Source organism: Cohnella laeviribosi DSM 21336, assembly GCF_000378425.1.
GTDB lineage: Bacteria > Bacillota > Bacilli > Paenibacillales > Paenibacillaceae > Cohnella > Cohnella laeviribosi.
Window position 1 is genome coordinate 23,197 of the sequence record NZ_KB899832.1, and the last position, 24,224, is coordinate 47,420.

The 24,224-nt window shown below is 59.1% G+C and carries 26 protein-coding genes; 14 read left to right on the forward strand and 12 right to left on the reverse strand.

The window, feature by feature from the left end:
* Positions 1-41: 41 nt before the first annotated feature.
* From F560_RS0115190 to F560_RS0115220, 7 genes are all read right to left on the reverse strand, one after another.
* The gene (locus F560_RS0115190) at positions 42-497 is read right to left on the reverse strand and encodes a VOC family protein (RefSeq protein ID WP_019006602.1); all 456 of its coding nucleotides are present in this window, start codon (positions 495-497) and stop codon (positions 42-44) included.
* A gap of 53 nt (positions 498-550) precedes the next feature.
* On the reverse strand, positions 551-1,429 hold the full coding sequence (locus tag F560_RS0115195; protein ID WP_019006603.1) for a carbohydrate ABC transporter permease: 879 nt from the start codon (positions 1,427-1,429) through the stop codon (positions 551-553).
* Positions 1,430-1,447: 18 nt separating this feature from the next.
* On the reverse strand, positions 1,448-2,341 hold the full coding sequence (locus tag F560_RS0115200) for a carbohydrate ABC transporter permease (protein ID WP_019006604.1): 894 nt from the start codon (positions 2,339-2,341) through the stop codon (positions 1,448-1,450).
* 34 nt (positions 2,342-2,375) lie between these two features.
* Positions 2,376-3,743, reverse strand: a complete 1,368-nt coding sequence (locus tag F560_RS0115205; RefSeq protein WP_019006605.1) for an ABC transporter substrate-binding protein — start codon at positions 3,741-3,743, stop codon at positions 2,376-2,378.
* A gap of 196 nt (positions 3,744-3,939) precedes the next feature.
* Positions 3,940-4,980 (reverse strand): LacI family DNA-binding transcriptional regulator, encoded by a 1,041-nt coding sequence (locus F560_RS0115210; protein ID WP_019006606.1) that lies wholly within the window; start codon positions 4,978-4,980, stop codon positions 3,940-3,942.
* A gap of 188 nt (positions 4,981-5,168) precedes the next feature.
* Positions 5,169-5,645 (reverse strand): C40 family peptidase, encoded by a 477-nt coding sequence (locus F560_RS0115215; RefSeq protein WP_019006607.1) that lies wholly within the window; start codon positions 5,643-5,645, stop codon positions 5,169-5,171.
* 213 nt (positions 5,646-5,858) lie between these two features.
* Positions 5,859-6,368: a hypothetical protein gene (locus F560_RS0115220; protein ID WP_019006608.1), complete on the reverse strand. Its 510-nt coding sequence runs from the start codon at positions 6,366-6,368 to the stop codon at positions 5,859-5,861.
* Between the two features lie 269 nt (positions 6,369-6,637).
* On the opposite strand from F560_RS0115220, the gene F560_RS0115225 reads away from it, so the two are divergent.
* The 3 genes from F560_RS0115225 to F560_RS0115235 all read left to right on the forward strand — a co-directional run bounded on the left by F560_RS0115225 (position 6,638) and on the right by F560_RS0115235 (position 9,135).
* Positions 6,638-7,756 (forward strand): polysaccharide deacetylase family protein, encoded by a 1,119-nt coding sequence (locus F560_RS0115225; protein ID WP_019006609.1) that lies wholly within the window; start codon positions 6,638-6,640, stop codon positions 7,754-7,756.
* A gap of 13 nt (positions 7,757-7,769) precedes the next feature.
* Entirely contained in the window at positions 7,770-8,126 is a 357-nt protein-coding gene (locus F560_RS23375; RefSeq protein ID WP_019006610.1) for a GyrI-like domain-containing protein, read from the forward strand.
* Positions 8,127-8,211: 85 nt separating this feature from the next.
* Complete coding sequence (locus F560_RS0115235; protein ID WP_033396238.1) at positions 8,212-9,135, forward strand: acetylxylan esterase; 924 nt, start codon at positions 8,212-8,214, stop codon at positions 9,133-9,135.
* 105 nt (positions 9,136-9,240) lie between these two features.
* Here the strand turns inward: F560_RS0115235 and F560_RS0115240 are convergent, their stop codons facing one another.
* Positions 9,241-9,849, reverse strand: coding sequence for a nitroreductase family protein (locus F560_RS0115240; protein WP_019006612.1), 609 nt, complete (start codon positions 9,847-9,849; stop codon positions 9,241-9,243).
* A 256-nt stretch (positions 9,850-10,105) separates the two neighbouring features.
* On the opposite strand from F560_RS0115240, the gene F560_RS0115245 reads away from it, so the two are divergent.
* The 4 genes from F560_RS0115245 to F560_RS0115260 all read left to right on the forward strand — a co-directional run bounded on the left by F560_RS0115245 (position 10,106) and on the right by F560_RS0115260 (position 13,549).
* Positions 10,106-10,555 (forward strand): MarR family winged helix-turn-helix transcriptional regulator, encoded by a 450-nt coding sequence (locus tag F560_RS0115245; RefSeq protein ID WP_019006613.1) that lies wholly within the window; start codon positions 10,106-10,108, stop codon positions 10,553-10,555.
* Positions 10,556-10,667: 112 nt separating this feature from the next.
* Positions 10,668-11,618 carry a ring-cleaving dioxygenase gene (locus F560_RS0115250; protein WP_026298318.1) on the forward strand — a complete coding sequence of 317 codons (951 nt, stop codon included), beginning with the start codon at positions 10,668-10,670 and terminating at the stop codon, positions 11,616-11,618.
* On the forward strand, positions 11,615-12,223 hold the full coding sequence (locus F560_RS0115255; RefSeq protein WP_019006615.1) for an alpha/beta hydrolase: 609 nt from the start codon (positions 11,615-11,617) through the stop codon (positions 12,221-12,223). The genes F560_RS0115250 and F560_RS0115255 overlap by 4 nt, the downstream gene beginning before the upstream one ends.
* A gap of 108 nt (positions 12,224-12,331) precedes the next feature.
* On the forward strand, positions 12,332-13,549 hold the full coding sequence (locus F560_RS0115260; RefSeq protein WP_019006616.1) for a CynX/NimT family MFS transporter: 1,218 nt from the start codon (positions 12,332-12,334) through the stop codon (positions 13,547-13,549).
* A 209-nt stretch (positions 13,550-13,758) separates the two neighbouring features.
* On the opposite strand, the gene pepT is transcribed toward F560_RS0115260, so the two are convergent.
* Positions 13,759-14,994: a peptidase T gene (gene pepT, locus F560_RS0115265; protein WP_019006617.1), complete on the reverse strand. Its 1,236-nt coding sequence runs from the start codon at positions 14,992-14,994 to the stop codon at positions 13,759-13,761.
* 197 nt (positions 14,995-15,191) lie between these two features.
* Between pepT and F560_RS0115270 the strand changes: the two genes are divergently transcribed.
* From F560_RS0115270 to F560_RS0115300, 7 genes are all read left to right on the forward strand, one after another.
* Positions 15,192-15,998 carry a TetR/AcrR family transcriptional regulator gene (locus F560_RS0115270; RefSeq protein WP_019006618.1) on the forward strand — a complete coding sequence of 269 codons (807 nt, stop codon included), beginning with the start codon at positions 15,192-15,194 and terminating at the stop codon, positions 15,996-15,998.
* Positions 15,999-16,009: 11 nt separating this feature from the next.
* Positions 16,010-16,999 (forward strand): alpha/beta fold hydrolase, encoded by a 990-nt coding sequence (locus tag F560_RS0115275; protein ID WP_019006619.1) that lies wholly within the window; start codon positions 16,010-16,012, stop codon positions 16,997-16,999.
* Positions 17,000-17,218: 219 nt separating this feature from the next.
* A complete protein-coding gene (locus tag F560_RS0115280; protein WP_019006620.1) occupies positions 17,219-17,641 on the forward strand; it encodes an SRPBCC family protein in 423 nt (140 codons plus the stop codon).
* A 1-nt stretch (position 17,642) separates the two neighbouring features.
* Positions 17,643-18,026, forward strand: a complete 384-nt coding sequence (locus F560_RS0115285; protein WP_019006621.1) for an ArsR/SmtB family transcription factor — start codon at positions 17,643-17,645, stop codon at positions 18,024-18,026.
* 343 nt (positions 18,027-18,369) lie between these two features.
* A complete protein-coding gene (locus F560_RS0115290) occupies positions 18,370-19,158 on the forward strand; it encodes a threonine/serine exporter family protein (RefSeq protein WP_019006622.1) in 789 nt (262 codons plus the stop codon).
* On the forward strand, positions 19,155-19,586 hold the full coding sequence (locus F560_RS0115295; RefSeq protein WP_019006623.1) for a threonine/serine exporter family protein: 432 nt from the start codon (positions 19,155-19,157) through the stop codon (positions 19,584-19,586). The genes F560_RS0115290 and F560_RS0115295 overlap by 4 nt, the downstream gene beginning before the upstream one ends.
* Before the next feature lie 133 nt (positions 19,587-19,719).
* Entirely contained in the window at positions 19,720-20,553 is an 834-nt protein-coding gene (locus F560_RS0115300; RefSeq protein WP_019006624.1) for an undecaprenyl-diphosphate phosphatase, read from the forward strand.
* A gap of 222 nt (positions 20,554-20,775) precedes the next feature.
* Here F560_RS0115300 and isdG read toward each other — a convergent pair whose 3' ends face one another.
* From isdG to F560_RS0115315, 3 genes are read right to left on the reverse strand one after another with little or no spacing between them, the layout of a single operon-like run.
* The gene (gene isdG, locus F560_RS26450) at positions 20,776-22,017 is read right to left on the reverse strand and encodes a heme oxygenase (RefSeq protein ID WP_019006625.1); all 1,242 of its coding nucleotides are present in this window, start codon (positions 22,015-22,017) and stop codon (positions 20,776-20,778) included.
* Positions 22,014-23,012 carry a FecCD family ABC transporter permease gene (locus tag F560_RS0115310; protein WP_019006626.1) on the reverse strand — a complete coding sequence of 333 codons (999 nt, stop codon included), beginning with the start codon at positions 23,010-23,012 and terminating at the stop codon, positions 22,014-22,016. Before F560_RS0115310 ends, isdG begins: the two co-directional genes overlap by 4 nt.
* Positions 23,013-23,016: 4 nt before the next feature.
* On the reverse strand, positions 23,017-23,982 hold the full coding sequence (locus F560_RS0115315) for an ABC transporter substrate-binding protein (RefSeq protein WP_026298320.1): 966 nt from the start codon (positions 23,980-23,982) through the stop codon (positions 23,017-23,019).
* Positions 23,983-24,224 lie beyond the last annotated feature (242 nt).

Consider the following 24,224-nt stretch of genomic DNA (forward strand, 5'->3'; position numbering starts at 1 on the left):
GTAAGGATTTCGTTTGCGGCGCGATGGGCCGCATCTTCGGGTTACTTGTCGTTCTCGAGCAGCTCGATGATCACCTTCAGCTCGTTCATGGTATCCATATAGGCGTAGCGTCCGCCCGTGTACTCGCCTTTTTGCAGCAGCGCCATTTGCTTGCCTTCGAGCAGGGTGATCTTCTCTTTCATCCCTTCGATCACGAACGCGATGTGGTGCGGGCCTTCGCCGTGTTCGTCCAAATATTCGCGCCAGGTGCTCGGGTTGTGGTCCGGCTCGATCAGCTCAAGCTGCAGCGATCCCATATCGAAGAACGCCAGCTTGGCCCGGGCTTCGGTGCGGCTTCCGCGGTACTCCGTCTGCGCGATGTCGGGGGCGTCGGTCACGATGAAGTTCGGCTTCTCCACGCCGAAGAAGTCCGCGTAAGCCTGGCTCACCTTCTCGATGTCGTTGACCAGGATGCCGATTTGCGTAATCGTCTTCGTGCCTAGGATGCCATTTGCCATTTGTCATGCACTCCTTTGGGTGATTTGGAAAAGGTGCTTATGCAAAAGACGGGCTACTCGTCGCTCCCGAAGCGGTTGGATACCTTGAAGAGCAGCAGCGTAAACGCCAGCGCGATGACGAGCAGAATCCAGGCCATTGCGGAAGCGTAGCCCATCTTGGCATACTGGAAAGCGTTCTGGTACAGGTACAGCGAATAAAAGGTCGTCGAGCCGTCCGGGCCGCCCTCGGTGATGATGAACGCCTCCGCGAACGACTGGAACGTGCCGATGATGCCGGTGATGACGTTGAACAGAATGACGGGCCGCAGCATCGGGATCGTTATGTGGAACACCTTTCCGAAAGCGCTTGCACCATCGATGGCCGCCGCTTCGTACAGCGATTCCGGAATGCCCTGCAGCCCCGCCAAATAAATGATGATCGAACCGCCGGCACCCCAGATGCCCATCAGAATGAAAGCGGGCTTTGACCAGGTCGGACTGGCGAACCAGCCCGGGCCGTCGATGCCTAGCCAGCCGAGAATCGTATTGACGACGCCCGAATCCGGCTGGAGCACCCAGATCCACAGGATCGAGAGGATGACGAACGGCACGAGCGTCGGCAGGAAGAAGACGGCCCGGAAAAAGGACAGGCCTTTGATTTTCCGGTTGTTCAGCAGGATGGCGACAACCAGCGTGACGAGCGTTATGACCGTCAGACCGACAAAAATCATGTACAGAGTGTTCCCCAGCGTCTTGTAAAACAAGCTGTCGCCCGTAAACAGCTGCTTGTAATTGTCAAATCCGACGAACACGGGCGCGTTGATGATGTCGTAATCCGTCAGCGAGTAATAGAAGGAGCTGACCAGCGGATAAGCGGTAAACGCCAGAAAGCCGACGATCCAGGGCAGAATAAACAGGATGCCGTTGATCGTGTTTTTTTGGTTCATATTCATATTCGCCGCAACCCCCCTTTACCCCTTGATTCCGGAAAACGTTATGCCTTGGATGAAATACTTTTGCAGCAGGAAGAAGATGACGATGACCGGCAGCGTCATGCTGACGCCGACCGCAAGCAGCAGCGGCCATCTCGGGTCGTTCTCGGACATGATCTGCTGGATGCCGAGCGACAGCGTATACAGCTTGTTGTCGCTCAGGAACACGAGCGGTCCGATGAAATCCCCCCAGGCGTGCGTAAAAGAGAAGATCATCACGGTCGTGACAACCGGCATCGAGAGCGGAACGATCATCTGCCAGTAAATCCGGAATTCGCTCGCTCCGTCCACCTTCGCCGATTGGGACAGCTCCTTCGGAATGCCGACAAAAAACTGCCGCAGTAGAAAAATAAAGTACGGATTGCCGAAGAAGGCCGGCACCATCAGCGGGAGAAACGTGCCGATCCAGCCCAGCTTCTGGAACAGGATGAAAAGCGGGATCATCGTCACCTGAAACGGAAGCATCATCGTCGCGAGCACGAGCACGAAGACCCCGTCGCGGTATTTCCAGTCGATGCGGGAAAAACCGTAGGCGATCATCGTATTGGAGACGACCGCCCCGACGATGTTGACGGCGGCGATCAGCAGCGTGTTCCGCAAGTACAGCAGAAAAGGAAATTCCGTAAATCCCGTCGCGTAATTCTCCCAATGGAGCCTGGAAGGCAGCCAGACGGGAGGATTGGCGAACAGCTCCGTGCTGCTCTTGAACGATCCTAGCACGAGCCACAGAAACGGAAGAATGAATGCGAGCGCAAACAAAATCAGGATCGCATACACGACGGCAAGCTCCAGACGTTCCGTTCGTTTCCTGGAGCGGACTTTGGACGGAGTGATGCCGGCGCTTGTAGGATAAGAACGAACATGGCCGCTCATGAAATCCACCACCTTATGCCGGGGGGAAGACCGGCTATTTCTTTTTGTCCGCTTCTTTCTGCAGCTTCTTCTCCGCGTCCTCAAGAAGCGGCTTCGGGTCTTTGTTGTTGTAGATGACGTTGTCCCGGAGCAGCTTCAGTTCGTTGGACATTTCCTTGGCTACCGCGGTCAGCGCCGGATGGCCGGAGTTGGGAGACTGGGCGACTTCGCGGACCACCTCGTACACCGGATCCTTTTCCTTATCCCATTTGATCGCGTCGCTCGGCTTCTTGTAGATGGAGATCGACCGCCACGTATTGATGTTGTCGGCGAGAATCTCCGGCTGGCCGGCGTACAGCATGAACTTGACGGCCGCTTCCGGGTTTTTGGCGCCTTTCGGAACCATGAAGACGTTGGTGCCGAACGTGGTCGCCTTCTCGCGCCCGCCCTTCGGGTAGGGAATGGGCGCGACGCGGTATTCGATATCGGGCGCGTAAATTTTGAGCGCGTTGGCGAACCAGTTGCCGTTGACCGTCATGGCGACCTTGCCGGTAAAGAACGGATGGTCCGGCGTGAAAGCGCCTCCGAAACCGGACGTGAACGACTTGATTTTTTCCGGATTGTATTTCTGCGCGTACGTATTCATCCAGCTGTACATCTTGGCCAGCTTCTCGTCGTTCAGCAGGATCTTATTGTCGGCCGGATCGTAGAAGTTCGCGCCGAAGATCCAGCCCCACAGGAACGCATCGTCGCCGGCGTCCAGCCACGGAATGAAGCCAAGACGCTCGATGCCGTTGCCGCTTACTTTGGACAAGGCTTCCGCCGCGGCATCCAGCTCCTCGATCGTTTTCGGCGGGTTATCGGGATCGAGACCGGCCTCCTTGAACATCTTCACGTTGTAATAGAGAAGGTTTACGTTGGAATCCTGGGGGAACAGATACGTCTTGCCGTTGTATTTCATCAGGTCGTAAAAGGATTCCAGCACGTCGGACTGCTGAAAGCCGGCGCTAGCCAGCAAGTCGTCCAGCGGCTCGAGCGCTCCTTGCGCCGCCAATGCGTAAGCGCTTGCATATTCGGAACTGATGACAACGTCCGGCGGGTTTTTGCCCGAGATGGCCGCCACGAGCTTGCCGTTGGTAAGGCCTCCGTCCGGCGGGACATAGGTGGCGTCGATTTTGTAGCCGGGATTGGCCTTGACGAACGCTTCCATCCGCCATTTATCCCATTTCTCGGAGTCGCCGCCCCAGGGATACCAATATTTGAAGGTTACGCCGGCCGCTTCGGAACCTTCGCTCGTCTTGCCGCCCGAGCCGGCGGGGCTGCTGCCGTCCGTGCCTTTGCCGGCGCCGCCTCCGGAGCAGCCGGCTGTCATTAGCGCAAATACAATGATCGTGCACACCCAACCGAGCCAACCTTTTTTCACGAGGACTCCTCCTTAAAAGGAATTGGTTGTACAGCAAGCAGAATGGTTTTCCGACGGGCAAGCTCAGCTACATTCCGATCCCTCCTTAAGGCTGCGTTATTCTATAAACACGCGTTCACAAGCACCGAAAAAAATTTAAAGTCGGAATAGCAACGAGTAGTGGTGTAAACGCGCGTTCACAAAGCGGTAAAAAAAATTAGAGCGGCCTGCAGGAGTCGCGCACGACGAGCTCGCAGCCGATGGTAAAAGGCTCGAACCGGTCCGCGCCCTGCTCGATTTTCTTGATCAGCGCGCCGGTCAGACGGTTCATCATGTGCATAAAGTCGACCCGGATCGTCGTCAGGGGCGGCTGATGCATGCGGCTTAAAGCGTGATCGTCGAACCCGATGACCGAGATGTCCCGCGGAACACTTAGCCCGTTTTCGTGCAGGGCTTGAATGGCACCAAAGGCGACGCTGTCGTTGGCGGCGATGATGGCCGTGGGCAGGCTGGATGCGCTTTGCAGCAGCTTCTGTATCGCTTGGTAGCCCGCTTCCTGGTGGAAGTCTCCCGGCAGCACCCATTCCGGACGTACCTCGAAACCGCGTTTTGCCATGGCTTTCAGATAGCCCTCGTATTTCGAGGGACCGGACTGGCGTTTCATATCGCCGTTGATCACGCCGATCTTGCTGTGCCCGAGACCGGCGAGGTAATCGATCGCCAGTTCCATGCCCCGGTCGTTGTCGAAATTGGCCACGATCCGGTTCGGCTCGGTCCGCCCCGGCAGATGCTGGTCGACGATGCCGATCATGAAGCCTTCCGCGATCAGTTCCTCGATGAGCGGCTCGTGATTGGCCGCCCCGATAAAAATACCGCCGTCAATCCGGCGTTGATAGAATATCTCCTTGACGCTCCTGACCGCGTCCTGGTCCTGCGTGTTGCGGATAATGTTCGTCAGCACGTAATAACCGTATGCCGAAGCGTTCTCGATGACGCTGGAAATCAGCATGTTCGTCAGAATGTCGCTCGAAACGTGGCCGGCGTCGATCAGGAACAGGCCGATCGTCCGCGTCTTCTTTCCCGCAAGCACTTGTGCCGACATATTCGGGTAGTAATTGTACTGCCGGATGACTTTCATCACCTTTTCGCGCGTTTCCGCCGGGACGTTCGGGTAGTTGTTGATCACCCTGCTCACGGTACTGCGTGATACGCCTGCCAGCCTGGCGATTTCCGTGCTGTTGATTTCAGCCTTTTTCAATCGTTTTGCACCTTTCCTTATAAACGCGCGTTCATGGGTTCATCATACAGAAGGATGATTCTCCTGTCAATTCCATCTTTTCGCGTTTTTAGGAAGGCCGCTCTTCGATGCAACCCCGCAGCGGGGAGGCCAACCGCCCGGCGCGCCTACACCTGGAAACCAAACAAAGCGGCCGGAGAAAGCAGGAATTACAGCACCCTGCGAGCCGTTACATAGCGCACTTTCCAGTAGCTGGAGTTAAGATCGGACAGCGTGACGCCTTTGCTGCTCGACGCGTGCAGAAACTTGCCGTTGCCGGCATAGATGCCGACGTGACCGATCGCATTGCTGTCGGATTTGAAGAAGACCAGATCGCCCATGCTCAGGTAGGCTTTGTTCACCTTCTCGCCGACCGCGGCTTGGGAGCCGGAAGTGCGGGGCAGCGAAATGCCCAATTTGCTGTACACAAATTGAACGTAAGAAGAGCAGTCGAACGCGTATTCGATAAAGCTTGGGGCGCCGTACAGGTATGGCGTTCCGATATATTCCTTGCCCAGAGCGACGAGCCGAAGCGATTCCGCCGTAGCCGCGCTGGCCTGGGTTGACGAAACGGCGGTGAACCCGAAGTATCCCAGTGCCGTCAGTAAACCGATGGATGCGAGTTTCGCAAACTTTCGTTTCATCATCGAGCCATGATCCTCCTTGTATGATTTGGACGAAAGAGACCGTTTTTTGCTGAGAAACACTATAACACATTCGAAATTTCATAAATTTTCCCAAGGTGAAAAAAAGGGCCGCTCCCTCAAAGGTCGCAGCCCTTTTCTTAAAAAACCGTTAAAATTCTTTAATTTGGAAAGCGAATAGATAAAAAAGTCCTAATTGTTCATGCGCCTATTCGGTCAAACGCTTCTGCGCCCGCTCAGCATCAGCAGTCCCCCGGCAACGATAAGCGCCAACGTCACGAACGGTCGGCTGCTGGACAGGCTGCTGAACAGGCTGGCGACGGAAAAGACGGCAAAGAACAGCAAGGACAAAGCGGACAAGATGTTAATCGGAATGAGCAGCCATTTATTACGGCCGCCGAACCAATACAGCTCGAAGAGGCCGACGGCGGCGGCCAATATGAACCCGGGCCACATGACATCCCAGCTGTCGAACAGCGTGGCAATCTGGCAGACGATTCCCGCCGCGAGCACAATGCCTCCGGGAACGAGAAGGCCTACCCCTCTGCGCTCCAGAACGGAGAAATACATCCAGTGGAAAAACAATCCGACCGGCATCACGAACAGAACCGGCCAGAAATAAGCGAATATTTCACCCGCACCGAGACTGAAGTCGCCCCAAAACAGCATCATGACGCCCAAAAGAACAAGAATCGGCCCCAGGAGGCCGCTGCGGCTGATCTGCAAAATCGTTCACTCCCTTAAGATTGACGGTTTGCTATAAGCTTATCACCGCCGTCCGGCGGTTTCTTCGTACCTTAGGGAAGTTTCGGATCGGTCCCAAGACGGATGGTTTTTGGAGAAAAAATGTGCTAGCGGCGCCGGTTTAAGGCTGCGTACCCGCCGCTGCAACCGCTCCTTATTCGGGGAATGCGAGATTCGTTCCATTTTTCTCCGAAAAATGATAGTCTTGTAATACACGATAGAATCCATACGGCAGCGGGGAGTTGGCCTAGATGCGGACCAAACTCGTTTTTTTGTCTTTGGCTCTGATTCTCGTCTATTTGTTTGCTGGACATTCCTCTTCGGCCTTCGCCCGTTCGGGACAAAAGCTGTATATCGCCGTCAACGACCAAAGGCTTTCGTTTGCGGACGCGCAGCCCGAGAAGCGGGCTTCGACCGTATTCGTCCCGGTAAGGGATATGGCGGCGGCGATGAACCTGAAAGTCGAGGCGGCGGGCCCGAAAGTCCGTTTATCCGGCAAAACGAAATCCGTCACGCTGCTCGTCAAGGAGAACAAGGCGGTCAAGCCGGGAGGGCAGCGGATCGAGCTGTGGCTGTTTGTGCAAAACGGCCGTCTGATGGTCCCGCTTTCGTTCTTGGCGGCTTATTTCGGTTATGAGCTGGCCTCGTATCCGGAGCTGCCGATGATGCGGATGACCAATGGCGGGGCGAAGCTTGACGGCGGGGAATTCGTCAAGCGGGAGAAAGCCCGCATCGATCAGGAAGAGGCGGCGCGCAAGCTGCCGATCTATCTGACCTTCGACGACGGTCCCACGGCGCATACGATGGAGCTTCTCGACATTTTGGACGAGCACGGGGCGAAAGCGACGTTTTTTATGCTGGGTCCCGGAATCTCAGGCTATCCGGAGGCGGTCAAACGGATGGCGGCGGAAGGCCACCGGCTCGGTTTGCACGGAATGACGCATGACGTGAAGAAGTTTTACAAAACCCCCCAAACCGCGCTAAACGAAATGAACGAAGCGAACAGCCGGCTGAAGAAGGCCGCGAACGTGACGGCGACCTTGATTCGGACGCCTTACGGGAGCAAGCCGTATTTCACGCAGGAATATCGGGATGCGGCGGCCAAGGCGGGTTACCATCTGTGGGACTGGAACGTCGACACGGACGATTGGATGTACAAAAAGCAGCCGGACAAGCTGCTGAGCAAGCTGGTGCAGGACGTGCGCGCGCTCAAAAAGAAAGGTACCGCGCCGGTCGTGCTGCTGCACGACCGCTCGGCGACGATCGCCCTGCTGCCGCGCATCCTGGATGCGCTGGAGGACGAGGGGTACAAGTTTGTGGCCATCGACGAGAAGATGGAGCCGCTGAATTTCTGGCAGGATCGCAGATAGAGTTGTATATTGTATGATGAGATGGAAGGATGAAGCAAACCGGGGTTTGCTGGGACTGTTCTATCATGCCGCGCCCGGCGCGGACCGCTTTACGCATTATTCGGCGGTGGAAGTCGCGGAGCGGGGACAGGTGCCGGAAGGCATGACGGAGATCGAAGTGCCGGCGTTAACGTATGCCCGGACCGAGCACCGGAAAGGACAAAGCATCGAACAGTCCTATCGGAACGTCTATCAATGGATGGAGGAACAAGGCGATTCGCCGCTGCAAGGCGGGCCGACCCATTTCGAGGAATATCCGCTCCTTCAGGACCCGGACGACCCCGATCCCGAGTTTGTCATCCTCATTCCGATGGAACAGAAGCAGGCGTAACGGCCTGGCCAGACCGACCCAACGAGGAGGCGGACGCTTGAATCCGACTTATCCGAACGCCATTCAGCAGCGGATCGACGAGCTGATGCGGATCGATGCTCCTTCCACGGCCCGAGACGATCTGGACCGCTTCTGGGAGCGGACCTTGGCGGAGTTCGGCCCGAAGCCGCTAAACGGCCGGCGGGAGAAGCGGGATACGCCGCTGCAGTTTGTCGACGCTTACAGGGTTACGTACGAAGGCTTTGACGCAACGCCCCTTCACGGCTGGTTTCTGTTGCCGGCCTTCGTTCCGCAGCGGAATTTGCCCTGCGTCGTGCACTATCACGGGTACACCGGGGGCAGCGGCTTTCCCGAAGAATACAGCCAGTGGCTGCTTATGGGGCTGGCCGTTTTCGCGGTCGATGTCCGCGGACAGGGCGGAGAGACGGGCAATCTGCTGCCGCAGACGTTCGGGATGACCAAGGGCTGGATCACGCAGGGCATCACGGACAAGGAGCGCTGCTATTACCGGGCGATTGCGGTCGACAGCCTCAAGGCGCTCGAATGGGCAGGCGAGCAGCCCGAAATCGATCCGTCCCGCATCGCCGTCGTCGGCTCGAGCCAGGGCGGGGGGCTCGCCTTGATCGCGGCCGCGCTGAGCGAGAAGCCCGCGCTGGTCCTCGCGAACATCCCGAACATGTGCCAGATGGACTTCGGTTTGCTCAACTCCACGGGCTCGCTGACGGAAGCGGCGGAATTCGTCGCCCGGTTCCCCGACAAGCTGGATCAGGTGCTGGATACGCTCAGCTATTTCGATTTGGTCAATCTGGCGGACCGCATCCGCATCCCGGCGCTGCTGTCCGTCGGACTGAAAGACACCGTTTGTTTGCCGGAAACGATCTTTGCCGTCTACAACCGGATTCCGGGGCCCAAAACGATCCGCGTCTACCCGTTTACCGGCCACGCCGTCGTTCCCGGGCACAATCGTCTCATGCTCCAGTTTGTAAGGGAGCACTTCGGCCTGGGCTGACGACCCGCGGCGCAAGGGAAACGTTCCGTCCCTTTTGCCCGAAAGCCTCCGAAGCGCCGAAAAAAACCACCGTCAAGCGCGATGCCCCTGACGGTGGTTTTGGTTTTATTTAAGCGGTTGGAACGGTTGGCCGAATGCGCCTTGGTAAATCGAATCTTCGATGGGGTTGCGCGGAGAAGGCTGTTCGCGCTGCTGCAGCGCTTCGGGCAGGTTTTCCTTGGGCCCTTGATAGCCAAGCGCCACAAGCGCCTGTACCGCGTAATCCTCCGGCAAGCCGACGATCTCGCGGGCTTTGGCAAAATCAATGCCGGTCATCGGGTGCGTCGCCAGTCCTTGCCGCGTCGCTTCCAGCGCCAGGAACGCCCAGGCGGCGCCGGTGTCGAACGCATGGGAGCCGATCTGGCCTTGCTCCCAAGTCGTCTTGGACACAATCAGAATGAGAACGGGCGCTTTCTCGCACCAGGTGCGGTTAAACTCCCCGATGAACGGGAAGAAGCGTTCGCGTTCTTCCTTGGTCTTGGCGACGATGAATCTCCACGGCTGGAGGTTGAAGGCGGAAGGCGCCCAGCGGGCCGCTTCCAGCACGGTGAGCAGCGTGCTCTCGGGCACTTCCTTCTCCAGGAAGGAACGGGGCGACCAGCGGTTCAGATAGATCGGGTCGATCGGGTGCGCAGCTTGACGGAACGGGGTTGCGGTTGCATTCGGATTGCTCATGTTCGTATGGTCCTCCTTTTTGCTGGCCCGGCTTTGGCGTGGCCGGTTGCGGTCCGGCCGTCCCTGAAGCCTAACAGAATTTATTTCCGTATGCCGGGGCTTCCAGTCATGTATTATAACGCCATTTAACTAACAAATCTATAGCAACTTAAAAACGGAATCAGACTAAAACGGTTTGAGTTGACGAATCCCTCGAATTCATGTATCTTAATTTTAAGATAATGGACTTGTGCAATTCGCGAAAGAAGGGTGCCGCATGGCCGACGGACAAGAGGACTCCCTGGATCTGTACATCGCGCTTTCCAGAGCCAGCCAGTGGGTAAACGCGCACGCGGATCGGGATATTAAGCGGTACGGTCTGAACCGGACCGAATTCGGGGTGCTGGAGCTGCTGTATCATAAAGGTCCGCAGCCGATCCAGCAGATCGGAGGCAAGATCCTGATGAGCAGCGGAAATATCACGTATGTCGTCGACAAGCTGCAGGACAAGGGCTATGTGTTCCGCAGAGCTTCGACCGAGGACCGCAGGCTTGTTTTTGCGGAGATTACGGACAAGGGCAAGGCGTTCATCGAAGAGGTGTTCCCGCAGCACGCTTCCGTCATTCACCGGGCGGTGGCGGGCTTGACGGCCGAAGAGAAGAAAGAGGCGAGCCGGCTGCTCAAGAAGCTTGGGAAATTTGCCGAGCGGCGCTATCCGGAAGGATAGCGTCCGAAGACCGCGGGACGGTTTGCCTTGTGGCCGCGCGCGGGAGGAAAGCATGCGCCGCAAATATCTCGATTTTAAGAAACTTGAATTTGAAAAAAAGGAGTGGGACGGCATGACCTTGCGAACGGCAGGCATCCACCATATTACCGCATTCGTAAGAGACGCGCAGGCTACGGTCGACTTTTACGCGGGCGTGCTCGGGCTAAGGCTGGTCAAGAAAACGGTCAATTTCGACGCGCCGGAGGTATACCACTTGTACTTCGGGAACGAGACGGGGAGCCCGGGGACGATCATGACGTTTTTCCCTTGGCCCGCATCGCGCCGGGGACGAATCGGAGCGGGACAGGTCGGCGTGACGACCTATGCCGTTCCCGCAGGGACGCTGGATTTCTGGAAGGGGCGGCTCGCCAAGTTCGGCATTGCGGTTTCGGAACACGTCCGGTTTTCCGAAACGTACATCCGGTTTCGGGATCCGGACGGCCTGGAGCTGGAGATCGTCGCCCGCGAGGGAGGACCGGCTAGCCGTTGGTCGTTCGGCGGCGTGCCGGCGGAGAAAGCGATCAAAGGCTTCGGAGGGGCGGTGCTGTACAGCGCCGCTCCGGAGCACACGGGTCTTGTGCTGGAGCGGGTGATGGGCCTTGAACGAACCGGGAGCGAAAGGAGCGTCGTGCGGTTTCGTGCCGAAGGACAGCTGGGCAATCTCATCGATCTGGATACGTCGGTCACGAGCTTCGGCGCCGGCGGAGCGGGAACGGTTCACCATATCGCCTGGCGGGCCAAGGACGATGCGGAGCAGCTTCTGTGGCGGCGGCGGGTCGAGCAGGCGGGCTTTCATCCGACGCCCGTTACGGACCGGCAGTATTTCAACGCGGTTTATTTCCGCGAGCAGGGCGGCATTTTGTTCGAAATCGCGACCGATCCGCCCGGATTTGCGAAGGACGAGGAGCCGGACCGCCTGGGCGAGAAGCTGATGCTGCCGGCCTGGTACGAGCCGTATCGCGCGCAAATCGAAAAAGGGCTGCCGCCGTTTGAACTGCGGGCGCTTAAGGAGGATAAAGGATGAAGCATATTTTTCAGCAAGGAACCGATCCGAAGGTGCCGGTGCTCGTGCTTTTCCACGGCACCGGCGGCACGGAGCGCGACCTGCTTCCGCTGGCGGGAAGCATTTCCCCGGGATCGTCGGTGTTGTCGGTTCGCGGCAACGTGCTGGAAAACGGCATGCCCCGGTTTTTCCGCCGGCTGGCCGAAGGGGTGTTCGACGAGCAGGACCTCGTGTTTCGGACGAAGGAGTTGTACGGCTTTCTGAACCAAGCGGCCGCCGAATACAAATTCGACCGCGGCAATCTCGTCGCCATCGGCTATTCCAACGGGGCGAACATCGCCGCAAGCCTATTGTTCCACTATTCGGACGCGCTGCGCGGAGCGATCCTCCATCATCCGATGGTGCCGCGCCGCGGCATCGCGCTTCCGGATCTTTCGGGCATAAGCTGCTTTATCGGCGCCGGACGCCACGATCCGATCTGCGCTCCGGAGGAGACCGAGGAGCTGGCCGGCCTGCTTGAGCGGGCGGGCGCTTCCGTCTCCGTTCATTGGGAGGCCGGAGGCCATCAGCTGACCGGCACGGAGGTCGCCGCCGCCGCGGCTTGGTTCGCCTCGGTCTATGCGTGACCGCGCAAGCGAAGAATCGGCCGTTCTCATTGACAGATTCAGGCTTTAAACTTAGAATTACTTGCATTCCTCGAACGAGGACAACGCCAAGTTTTGGAGGAACGGTCAATGAATTCTAAGTTTCATAGCGGGAGCCGCCCGGTCTGGCTGCTGATCTGCGGGATCATTCTCATCTCGGCCACGATGCGGGCTCCCTTGACATCCGTCGGTCCCTTGGCCGGAGCCATTCGGGATCAGCTTCACCTATCCAATGCCATGGCCGGTACCATGACCACGCTGCCTCTGATCGCCTTTGCCCTGTTTTCGCCGTTTGCTCCCGGGCTGGCGCGGCGCTTCGGCATGAGACCGGTCCTTTTTTCCGCCATCTTGGTGCTGGGCGCGGGCATTTTGCTGCGTTCGGCGTCCGGAAGCGTTTCGTTGTTTCTGGGAACGGCTATGCTGGGCGTGGCGATTGCGGTTTGCAACGTGCTGATGCCCGCGCTGGTCAAACAGGAATTCCCCGGCCGGATCGGCTCGGTGACGGGCGTATACTCCGTGTCCATGAATTTGTTCGGAGCCATCGGCTCGGGCATCAGTATTCCCATTGCCGTTTTTTGGGGGTGGCAAGGCGCTTTGGGCGTGTGGAGCGCGCTCTGCCTGGCGGCGCTCTTGCTTTGGCTGCCGCTGGTTCGCGGCCGCGGGGCGGAAGCCGCCGTTGAGGCCCGGAGAGGCGGGACCCAATCGGGCCTGCTGCGCTCTCCTTTGGCCTGGGAAGTCACGTTGTTTATGGGGCTGCAGTCGCTCACGTTCTACGTCGCGATCGCCTGGCTGCCGGAAATTCTCGCCGAGCGCGGCATTCCCGCGGATCGGGCGGGCCTGCTGCTGTCCGTCATGCAGCTTTCGCAGCTTCCGTTCACCTTCATCGTTCCGGTTATAGCCGGCCGCATGTCCCATCAGCGGTGGCTGGCCGCGGCAGGCTCCCTGCTGCTGCTGATCGCGTTTCTCGGCCTGCTCTACGGCGGCACCCAATGGATCCTGCTGTGGATGATCATTTTCGGAATCGGCGGAGGCGGAACGTTCAGCCTGGCCATGATGTTCTTCAACCTGCGTACGGAATCGTCCCAACAGGCGGCGGAGCTGTCCGGCATGGCCCAATCGTTCGGCTATCTGCTGGCGGCGGTCGGCCCGGCTCTGTTCGGTTATATTCACGACGTTACGCATAGCTGGCACATTCCGCTGCTTCTGATGGTTGCGGTATCCGTGGCCTTGTTTTTCTGCGGGCTTGGGGCGGGCAGCAACCGGCTGGTCGGCGCTGCGGCCCGCAGGACGGAGATAGCGGCATCTTGAATTTTATAGTCATCATCCAAATCCGGACTTTCCGCGAGTCCGATGCGGATGCAAGCCTCGCGGTCCGAAGGCGCGGGAACGTTTTCGGGCAGACGGTTGGCAACACGACAAAGGCCCGGCATTCCGATACTGGAATGCCGGGCCTTGCTGCGTCCGGGCCGTCCACCCGGACGGCAGGGGCCGCATGCGCCGGACAGGCTTCCCGCGGCTTAACCGGCCTGCTGCTCGAACAGCCGGGCGATTTCGATGATGACGCTTGTCGCTTTGACCATATCGTCGACCGAGACGTATTCGTAGCGGCCGTGGTAGTTTTCCCCGCCGGTGAAGATGTTGGGCGTCGGCAGCCCCATATACGACAGCTGCGAGCCGTCCGTGCCGCCGCGGATCGGCTTGACGTCCGGGCGGATGCCGAGATTCTCCATCGCCTGCTTCGCGATGTCGACGATATGGCGGACGGGCTCGATCTTTTCCCGCATATTGAAGTATTGATCCTTCAGTTCCAGCTCGATGCGCTCCGCGCCGACCTTCGCTCTCATCTCGTCGACCAGGGAGGAAATGAGCGCTTTGCGGGCTTCGAACCGCTGCCGGTCGAAATCGCGGATGATATAGCGAAGCACCGTTTCTTCCACATCCCCTTGGAAAGACAGGAGGTGGAAGAAGCCCTCGTAGCCCTCCGTCCGCTCCGGCGCTTCGTCTGCCGGAAGCCGGTTGTGCAACTCCATCGCCAGCTTGATGGAGTTGATCATTTTGTCCTTGGCCGTGCCGGGGTGCACGTTTTTCCCCTTGAACGTGATCTTGGCCGCGGCGGCGTTAAAGCTCTCGTACTGCAGCTCGCCAAGCGGTCCGCCGTCCATCGTGTACGCGTACTCGGCGCCGAAGGCGGCGACGTCGAACCGGTGCGGCCCGCGGCCGATCTCCTCGTCCGGGGTGAAAGCGACCCGGATCTTGCCGTGCTTGATTTCCGGGTGGCGCAGCAAATAGTCCATGGCCGTCATGATTTCGGCGATGCCCGCCTTGTCGTCGGCGCCGAGCAGCGTCGTGCCGTCCGTCGTGATCAGAGTATGCCCAACGTAACGGGCGAGATCGGGAAAATCCCGAGGCGACAGCACGATCCGCTGCGCTTCGTTCAGGACGATGTCCTTGCCGTCGTAGCGTTCGACGACTTGCGGCTTCACGCCTTTTCCGGTGAATTCGGTCGCCGTGTCCATATGCGCGAGGAAGCCGATGACGGGCACTTCTTTGTCCGTATTCGCGGGCAACGTGGCCATCACGTAACCGTTGCCGTCGATCGTGACGTCCTGCATGCCGATCGATTTCAGCTCTTCGGCCAGCATGCGGGCCAGCGTCCATTGTCCCTCCGTGGACGGGCACGTATCGCTGCTGTCATCGGACTGCGTATCCACCTGCGCATAAGCGGTTAATCTGCGGATCAGGTCTTGTTTCAACGACGGTTCATCTCCTCGCGAGACTGATTTTTTTACCTTTCTTTTACCTTTCATTGTAAACCGTTCCTGCGCGGAAAACAAAAAGTATCTTGCGTTCCTCGCCGGACGCCCGGATTGACAACCGGATCGTCTCTAAATATGATAATAGCATACTAATAAGAATGTTAATATCACTTTTTGGAGGGGATCGGACGGGGATGGGCAGCGAAAACGAAATTTTCCGCGCCGTCCGCGAGCTTGCGGCGGAGCGGCCGGCGGACCGGATCGGCTATGCCGATATCGCCCGCCGGGCGGGCGTGCACTGGACGACCGTTCGGCGGCGGCTTGGCGATAAGCGCGAATTGAAGCGGCTGCTGCTTCAGACGCAGGAGGAGCTCGGCATTTCCGGCGAAGACGGGCGAACCCGCTTGCTGGATGCGGGCATTCGGGTTTTTGCCAGGCATGGCTATGCGGGAGCGACCATGGACCAGGTGGCTGCGGAAGCGGGACAGACGAAGGGGGCCGTTTACTGGCATTTCGCGAACAAAGCCGAGCTTTACCTGGCCATTTGCAGGCGGAATTTGGAGCAGCAGGCGCGGGTTGTGCCGCAGCAGGCGGAAACGATTGTCGGTGCCGGGCGGCCGGAGGAAGCTTTGGCGGAGTGGCTGTCGGAACAGCTCCGCCATTGCATGGCGGTGCCGGAGCGTCCGCTGCTGTTTTTCGAGTTTTTGGTTTCGAGCCGCGATCCGGACGCCAGGGAGAGCTTGCGGCAGGCGTTCGCAACGTTTTATGGCGCTGTCGCCGGCATGTTTGCGGGCTTGCAGGAGCGGGGCGCGCTGCGGGCCGATGTGGATCCGCGCTCGCTGGCGGTGTTTATTCAAACCGTCCTGAACGGTCTTCTGGTTTCCTGGATGCTGGCTCCCGCAGAGCTGAAAGCGGAGCGGTTCGCTTCGGATGCCGCCCGCCTGCTGTGGAACGGGCTTGCACCCATCGGGAAGCCGGTTGAATTCCGGGGACGGACCTAGGAGGCGAGCATATGGCGGTTTACGGTTGGCTCCTGTCGGCCATTTTCGTGTTTTGGCTTGTATCGTACGGGTACGGCAAGCGCCGGGTGCATCGGGCGGAACGGACCTATCGGCCCGCCGGACGCTTCGTGTCCGTGCAGGGCGTCAAGCTGCATTACACCGAAGCGGGAGAAGGAAGACCGGTCGTTTTTCTGCACGGCGGGGTGCTGGACGGCCGCGATTTCGACGAAGCGCTAAGGCTTTGCGCGGCCGGAGGGCGGCGGGCGCTGGCTTTCGACCGCCCCGGCTACGGACACAGCGAACGGCCGCGAGGCCCGAGGCTGACGCCGATGAAGCAGGCGGAACTGATTCACGAGGCGCTCAAGGAACTCGGGATTGAGCGGCCCGTCATCGTCGGGCATTCCTGGAGCGGACTTCTGGCGCTTGCGTACGCGCTGCGTTATCCGGAAGACACCGCCGGAATCGTCACGCTCGGAGGGGGCATGTACAAAGAAGGGTATCCCGCCGGCCGATGGGATCCCGTCTCCGTATTGGCCGTTTTGCCGGTTTTGGGCGATTTGGCGCTGCACGCCCTATTGGCGGCGCTCGGACCATTGGCGGCCCGCGGCATGCTGAAGGCGACCTTCGCTCCCGAGCCCGTGCCGCAAGCGTACCTCCGAAGAGCGCTGGCTCTCTGGCTCCGTCCGTCCCAGTTCAAGGCCAATCGCGAGGATGTGCTCGCGTTCGTTCCGGCGGCGGAAGCGCTGAGCCCGCGCTATGCCGAAATCCGCGTGCCGACCGTGATCGTCGTCGGGGAGAACGATCCTTTTTCGACGAAGGAACACAGCTTCCGGCTGCATCGCGAGCTGGCCGGTTCGAGGCTGATGGTTTTGCCCGATGCGGCCCATATGATTCCGCAGCATCATCCGGAGGAAACGGCGAAAGCGGCGGAGCTGGTTTTTGCGCTGGAAAGCGAGGCTGGTCCCTCAATGGCAAACAGACCGCAGGAACCGGGCGCATGAAGCCCATCAGGCCCAAATTGGATACGATATAGAATAGGCCCAAAAAGGCAGGGCATCCGGCAATCGGCGGTTCAGGTTAACCGGGTGTCCTGTTTTTTCGTCCGCTTGACATGAAACCCAAAGGTTTCGTAAAATCAAAAAGCGAAACCTATCGGTTTCATATTCGCATCCAAAACCGGCGTTTTGCCGAAACCGGATTTTCAGACAGGAGGAATAACCATGGATCAGCAGAAGCAGGCGCTTCCCGATATTCGCAAGACGCTGGTGCTGAACGCTTCGATCGACAAGGTGTGGGCGGCCGTCGCCACCGCGGAGGGCATCGCCGCCTGGTTCATGCCGAACGACTTCAAGCCGGAGCTCGGCTACGAGTTTACGCTGCACGCCGGGCCGTTCGGCGACTCTCCTTGCAAGGTAACCGAGCTGGACCCGCCGCATCGCTTGGCTTTTCGATGGGGGAAGGACTGGACGCTTGCCTTTGAATTGAAGGAGCGGGACGGGAAAACCGAATTTACGCTCATCCATTCCGGCTGGGACCCCGAAAAGGTAACGGAATTCAACGAGTCTCACCGGGTCGTGCGCGAGCGGATGGACAACGGCTGGAGCGGACTGGCGGAGAAGCTCCGCGCGTACGTCGAGGGTTGACATGCCGGCATCCGCTGCTCGCAAGCACGATGTCTTCCAGGCGCTCGCCGACCCGACCCGCCGCAGCATGATCCGGCTGCTCGCAGACGGGGAGATGCCCGTTACGGCGATCAGCGGGCATTATCCGATAAGCCGGACGGCCGTGTCCAAGCATCTGCGCGTCCTCGCGGAGGCCGGGCTGGTGAAGGAGCGGAAGATCGGCCGGGAGACGCGCTACCGGCTGGAGCCCGATCCGCTGCTCGAGCTGAAGCGCTGGCTGTCCTATTTCGACCGGTATTGGGACAACAAGCTGTCCGCGCTTAAGCGCATGGTCGAAGCGGGCGGAGAGGACGGAGAAGACGGATGGGGACCGGCGGAATGGAGGAAGCCCAAGAAGGACGCATGACCCCCCAAAAACCGTTCGGAAGCGAAAGCATTCGCTCCGGACGGTTTTTTTTGAACGTTGCGAAAGACGGGATTCTCCCAACGGACGCTCCCCGAAGGCGCACGAAACGGCCGTTATGCGTACCGCAAAAATTCGCGCGGCAAGTGACTTTACCGTAGCTGCAGGGGAATTTTCCGCCGAAGGCGGCGATTCAAACGCCTTAAAAGCGGCCGCGTAAAGCGGGAGTACCGGGATTGGCAACCATTCCCGTCCGGACACCGTTCGCGTTTTTCTTAAGCATTCGCGCCTTTTTTGATAAAATGGGACAAAAGATTGCAACGTCAAGCGGAGGAGACAGACGACAGTGCCGCAGTCATCCGAGTATACCCGCCGGATCGCGGGGTTGTGCCTTCTGGCCGGCAAGATCATGATCGAAAACGGCGCGGAAACGTACCGGGTCGAGGATACGATGACGCGGATCGCCCGTGCTTACGGCTTGCCGCGTTCGCACAGCTTCGTGACCCCGACCGGCATCATTTTCACGATCGAAGGAGCCGAGGGGGAAGGGGCGGATTCGTTTACCAGCCTCAGCCGCATTACGAACCGCGCGACCGACTTGCAAAAGGTCATGGAAGTCAATGCCATTTCCCGGCGCATCGGCGCCGGCGAACTGTCGGCCGACGGCGCATACCGGCTGCTCAAGGAGACGGAAAGCGGGGGCAAGGGTTATCCCGCCCGGCTGAAAACGGCCGCGGCGGCGGTGGCCAGCGGCTGCTTTCTCATCATGTTCGGGGGGAGCTGGAACGACTTCGTTCCCGCGATGGCGGCCGGAGGAGCGGGGTATTTGGCCTTGATTTGCGCTTCCGGGCGAATCGCGATCAAGCTGTTTGCGGAGTTTGTCGCCTCCTTCGCCGTGGGATTGCTGGCGTGCCTGTTCGTGCTGGCCGGCTGGGGCCGCGAGCTTGACTCGATTGTCATCGGCTCGGTGATGCCGCTCGTGCCCGGGGTGCTGATTACGAATGCGGTCCGGGATTTGATGGCCGGCCATTTCGTATCCGGGCTGTCCAAAGGAGCCGAAGCGCTGCTGACGGCGTTTGCGATCGGGGCGGGCATCGCGATCGTGCTCGCCTTGCGCGGAGGGGTGGCGCTATGACGGCGTTCGTGCAGCTGTTGACCAGCTTCGTCGCTTCCGCCGCTTTCGGGCTGCTGTTCAATGTGCCCCGCCGCCATCTGGCGCCCGCCGGGGCGGCCGGGATGATCGGGTGGATGATTTATTACGGCTTGCAGCAAGCCGATGCCAACCCGGTGCTGGCGACATGGCTCGCGTCGCTTGCCGTTTCGCTTGCAAGCCAATGGTTCGCCAGAAGGCTGAAAGCGCCGATTACCGTCTACAACGTTTCGGGCATCGTGCCGCTCGTGCCCGGCGGCGTCGCGTACGCGGCGATGCGGAATGTGGTTCAGAACCACTACGACCTTGCGGTGCAGCTGGCGTTTCAGGCGTTCACGCTTTCGGGGGCGATCGCGTTCGGCCTCGTGCTGTCCGAGGTCATCCATCTTTCCTTCCGCAAGATCAAGGCATAGCGGACCGTACGTTCCGGCCGGCGGCAAGTCCTGGTCTCGGGTCCGATTGATTTTCCCTTTCGTTCTCAGTATGATGAAACCGCTGCGCGCAAAAACCGGAACCATCACTTTATCAAAAAAGGTGTGAACGCTGTTGGATTGGTTGGAGTTGCTCAAGTCGGTTGTTCTCGGGGCGGTTGAAGGTTTGACGGAATTCGCGCCCGTATCGTCCACCGGGCATATGGTCATCGTCGACGACATGTGGCTTCATTCGGAGCAGTTTTTGACCAAGCCCGTCGCCAACACGTTCAAGGTGGTCGTCCAGCTCGGCTCGATTCTGGCTGTTCTGTTCGTTTTCAAGGACCGGTTTTTGGATCTTCTCGGGCTGAAAAAGCTGAAAGGGCAGGAAGGCGGGCGGAAAAGCCGGCTGAATCTGCTGCAAGTCATCGTCGGGTTGCTTCCGGCCGCCGTGTTGGGCTTCTTGTTCGAAGACTACATTGACGAATATCTGTTTTCCACGGAGACGGTTTTGATCGGCCTGGTGGCCGGGGCGCTGCTGATGCTGGCCGCCGACCGGTTTGCGCCCAAGCGAGCGAAGGCCGAAACGGTGGACCAGGTCACATACAAGCAGGCGCTGCTGGTCGGCTTGTTCCAATGCGTCTCGCTCTGGCCGGGCTTCTCGCGATCCGGATCGACGATTTCCGGCGGGGTGCTGCTTGGCATGAGCCACCGGACCGCCGCCGACTTTACTTTTATTATGGCCGTGCCGATCATGGCCGGAGCGAGCTTCCTGTCGCTGGTGAAAAATTGGGAATACTTTACCGCGGAATATCTTCCGTTCTTCATCGTCGGCTTCATCAGTTCGTTCGTGTTCGCGTTGATTTCGATCCGTTTCTTCCTGAAGCTGATCGACCGCATCAAGCTGGTGCCGTTTGCGATTTACCGCCTCGCGCTGGCGGTTGTTCTTGCACTGATTCTGTATCTGTAAAACAAATGAACCTCCAAAAACCACTGTCATAAGTGGGGCTGGAGGTTCATTTGTTTTGTATCCGTCCCGCCGGAGCGGTTGGTTGTGAATGCAGTTGCTTTAACGGCAATTGCAAAGTCCGATATCGGGCGCACGCCCGATTTAAGTGCCATAGAGGCAATTAAATCCGGTACACACAGCCCGCCGGAGCGGATGAGCGGGAATGCTCGCCGCTTGCGGCGTTCAGCCGGTTTTTTCGACGGTCTCCGCGGTTTCCGCCGTTTCTTCCGTTTCTACCGTTTGCGCCGATTGCACCGATTGTACCGCTTGCCCCGATTGTTCCGCCGATTGCGCTGTCTCCGCCGGCTCCGTGCCGGCCGTTCTCGGCTCGCGCACGATTTTGACTTCCTGGAACGTGATTTTGTTGCTGAGGATATAATCCGGAATATCCCGATGCCTATGGGATTCCTTAAACGCGCTGCTCCTGGTCCACGCCTGGAAATCCTCCTTGCGCCGCCAGCGGGTCACGACGCTGACTTCCTCGTAATCCTTCGTATTTTCCGTCAGCAGCACTTCCAGACCGAGAAAGCCTTCCATGAATTCGACTTTGCCCACCTTGTCAAACCGTTCGATCAGCTTGTGCGCATGGCCTTTCTTAATTTGGGATGTGTTCGTCACGATAACCATCGTCGAGTCCTCCTTGGCCTTTTGGACCGGTATAATAATGGGATAATCCTCTTCAAACCTGACTTTGGCGTCAATATCGTAGACATACCGGAGAAACCGCGGGGTGATGACCTTGCGCGGCTCTCCTTCCGCGACCGCCAGGCCGTGCTTCATCGCAATCAGATAATGGCAGTACGCCGCCGCTTGCTGAAGATCGTGCAGCACCATCACAATCGTCAAGCCCCATTCGCGGTTGAGGCGCTGCAGCATCTCCATCACATCCAACTGATGGGACAAATCCAGAAACGTGGTCGGCTCATCCAGCAGCAGAATGCCGGTTTTTTGGGCTAAGGCCATCGCGATCCGGACCTTTTGCTGCTCGCCCCCGGACAACGTATGGAACAACCGGTCCCGGTGCTTCTCTGTACCCGTCGCCTCCATCGCCCATTCGATCGCTTCCCGGTCTTCCGCCGACATCCGGTTCTCCCAGAACCGCTTGTGCGGCGAGCGGCCGTAGGCGACAATCTCCTGCACCGTCAAATCCGGAAACATCTCCTTGGACTGCGGCAGCATCGTGAGCGTCCGCGCAAACTCCGCGGGCTTAAACGTTTGAACCAAGCGGTCGCCGACGCGAATCTCGCCGCCGTCCGCCGCGGCCAGCCGGGAGACGATCTTGAGCAAAGTCGATTTGCCGGAGCCGTTCGGGCCGACGATCGCGGTGATTCGCCCTTCGGGGATCGAAACCGTGACGCCGTCCAACTGAAAGTGCCCGAGATCAAGCTGCAGGTGTTCCGTTTGAATCGCCGTCATAGCCGTCATATGAGCCGCTTCCTCCTCCGCAGCAGGATCAGAAAGAACGGTGCGCCAAGGCAGGCGAGCAAGATCCCGACCGGCAGCTCGATCGGGTCGAACCACGTCCGGGCGGCCGTATCCGCAAGCGTCACCAGCGCGGCGCCGCCGGCAACGGACAGGGGCAGCAGGTATCGGTAATCGTCGCCGACCAGAAGGCGCATGGCGTGGGGGACGACCAGTCCGACGAAGCTGACGAGTCCGGCGACGCTGACTGCGGTTCCGGCGAGCAGGGAGGCGAGCAGGATGAGCAGCATCCGCTGAAGCTCGACCCGCTGGCCGAGCAGCTTGGCGGAGTCGTCGCCGAGCAGAAGCAGGTTGGCCGGCTTGATCGCCGGTACCGACAGCAGCAGTCCGGCAACGGCGTAAGGGGCCATGAACCGGAGATGATGCCAGCTGCGTCCTTCCAGCCCGCCCGCAAGCCAGGGGATCACCGCCTGCACCCGGTCGCTGTAGACGACCATCAGCCCGCTTGTCACCGCTCCGAGCAGCGCATTGACGGCGACGCCCGCAAGCACGATTTTGACGGGAGAAGCTCCTTTATCCCATGCGAGAAAATAGACGGCCAGCGAGGAGGCCAGCGCTCCCGCAAATGCGGCGGCCGGAAGCCAAAATCCGGCCTGCGGCCACACGACCATCGTCAGGATGGCCGCAACGCCGCCGCCCGCGGAAACGCCGATCACGCCGGGATCGGCCAGCGGATTGCGCATGACGCCTTGCAGCAGCGCGCCGGCCGCGGCAAGACAGGCGCCCACCAGAAGGCCGATCGCCACTCTGGGCAGCCGCAAGTCGATCAGGATCTGACGGTAGAGCGGATCCCCGCCCGAGAAGAACACCGTCCAAATCTCTTGCGGCGGAATCGATACCGAGCCGTAGTGCAGACCGTAGAGCACGGTCAAAAGGAGAACAAACGGCAGGGCCCAGACGATGCGCTTGCGCCTTTTGCTTAACGTAAGGCTGCTCATCCCGTCACTTCACCGCCCGGAAGATGCCCTGGAGCCGATCGATGGCTTCCGTCACTCGCGTCCCCGGGTTGGTGCCGAACAGGTCGGAAGGCAGAACGTCCACCCGGCCGTTGCGAACCGCGTCCAGGTCGTTCCAGGCGGCGTTTTTCTCCATTTCCTTCACAAAGCTGGCCCGAACCGCTTCCGGATCGCCGTGCGTCATGATCAGAATATATTGCGGGTTCGCTTGCATGATGCGTTCGACGTTCAGTTGGGCGTATTGCGGGAAGCTCTGCAAGCCGGGGAAATCGGCGGCAATATTGACCCCGCCCGCCAATTCCAGCAGATTGCCCCCCAGCGATTTCGGCAGGGCGGCCATATTCGTGCCGGGCGTACCGTAAACGAGCAGCACCCGGGGCTTGGGGTCCGGCGCTTGCGCCTTCGCCTCGTTCAGCTTCGCATCGATGTTCGCGATCAGCTTTTTCGCTTGTTCCTGCTTTTGCAGCATGTCGCCGAACAGGGCGATTTGCTTTTTGATGTCGTCGACCGAATTGGCCTCGGTTAACACCATTTGGGCCCCTAGGCCTTCGATGGCCGGAACGTCCTTCGCATTCAACGAGACATTGCCGAGCACGACATCGGGTTTTACGAGCGTAATCTTCTCCAGGTCGACTTGATGCGTGGAGCCGATCTGCTCGACCTCGGCCGCCTCGGGAACCGGAAGCGGTCCGGCGGAAGTCGGCCTGCCGACCAGCTTTCCGCCTAACGCGTAGACGATATCCATATCCCCGTTGCTCAGGGCTACGATATTCTCCGGCACTTTCGAAAAAACGATCGTCCGGTCCGCAAAGTCCCGGATCGTCATGAGCGGTTTTTCTCCAGTGGCGCCGGCCGCATTGGGCGTTCCCGGACTTCCCGAGCCCCCGGCATTCTGGCATCCCGCCATGGCAAGCGAGAGGAGGGCAAGCCCCCATATCTTGAATCGTTTCATGTATCCATTCCCCTGCAATTATTGAGATTTGTTCTCAATGATAATGAGAATCGTTCTTGATGTCAATATCTTCTAGTGGTATACTCGAATCGTTCCGAACAAGTCGAGGTGATGGGATGAAGTAGAATCGGTGTCATCCGGAATAGGCGGAGTGAGGGTGAAGTCCGCAGCAGGCGGCATTTTTTTAAACCCCTATATTGAGAATGATAATCATTGATAAAAAGGGGATGTCCAAACGAAAG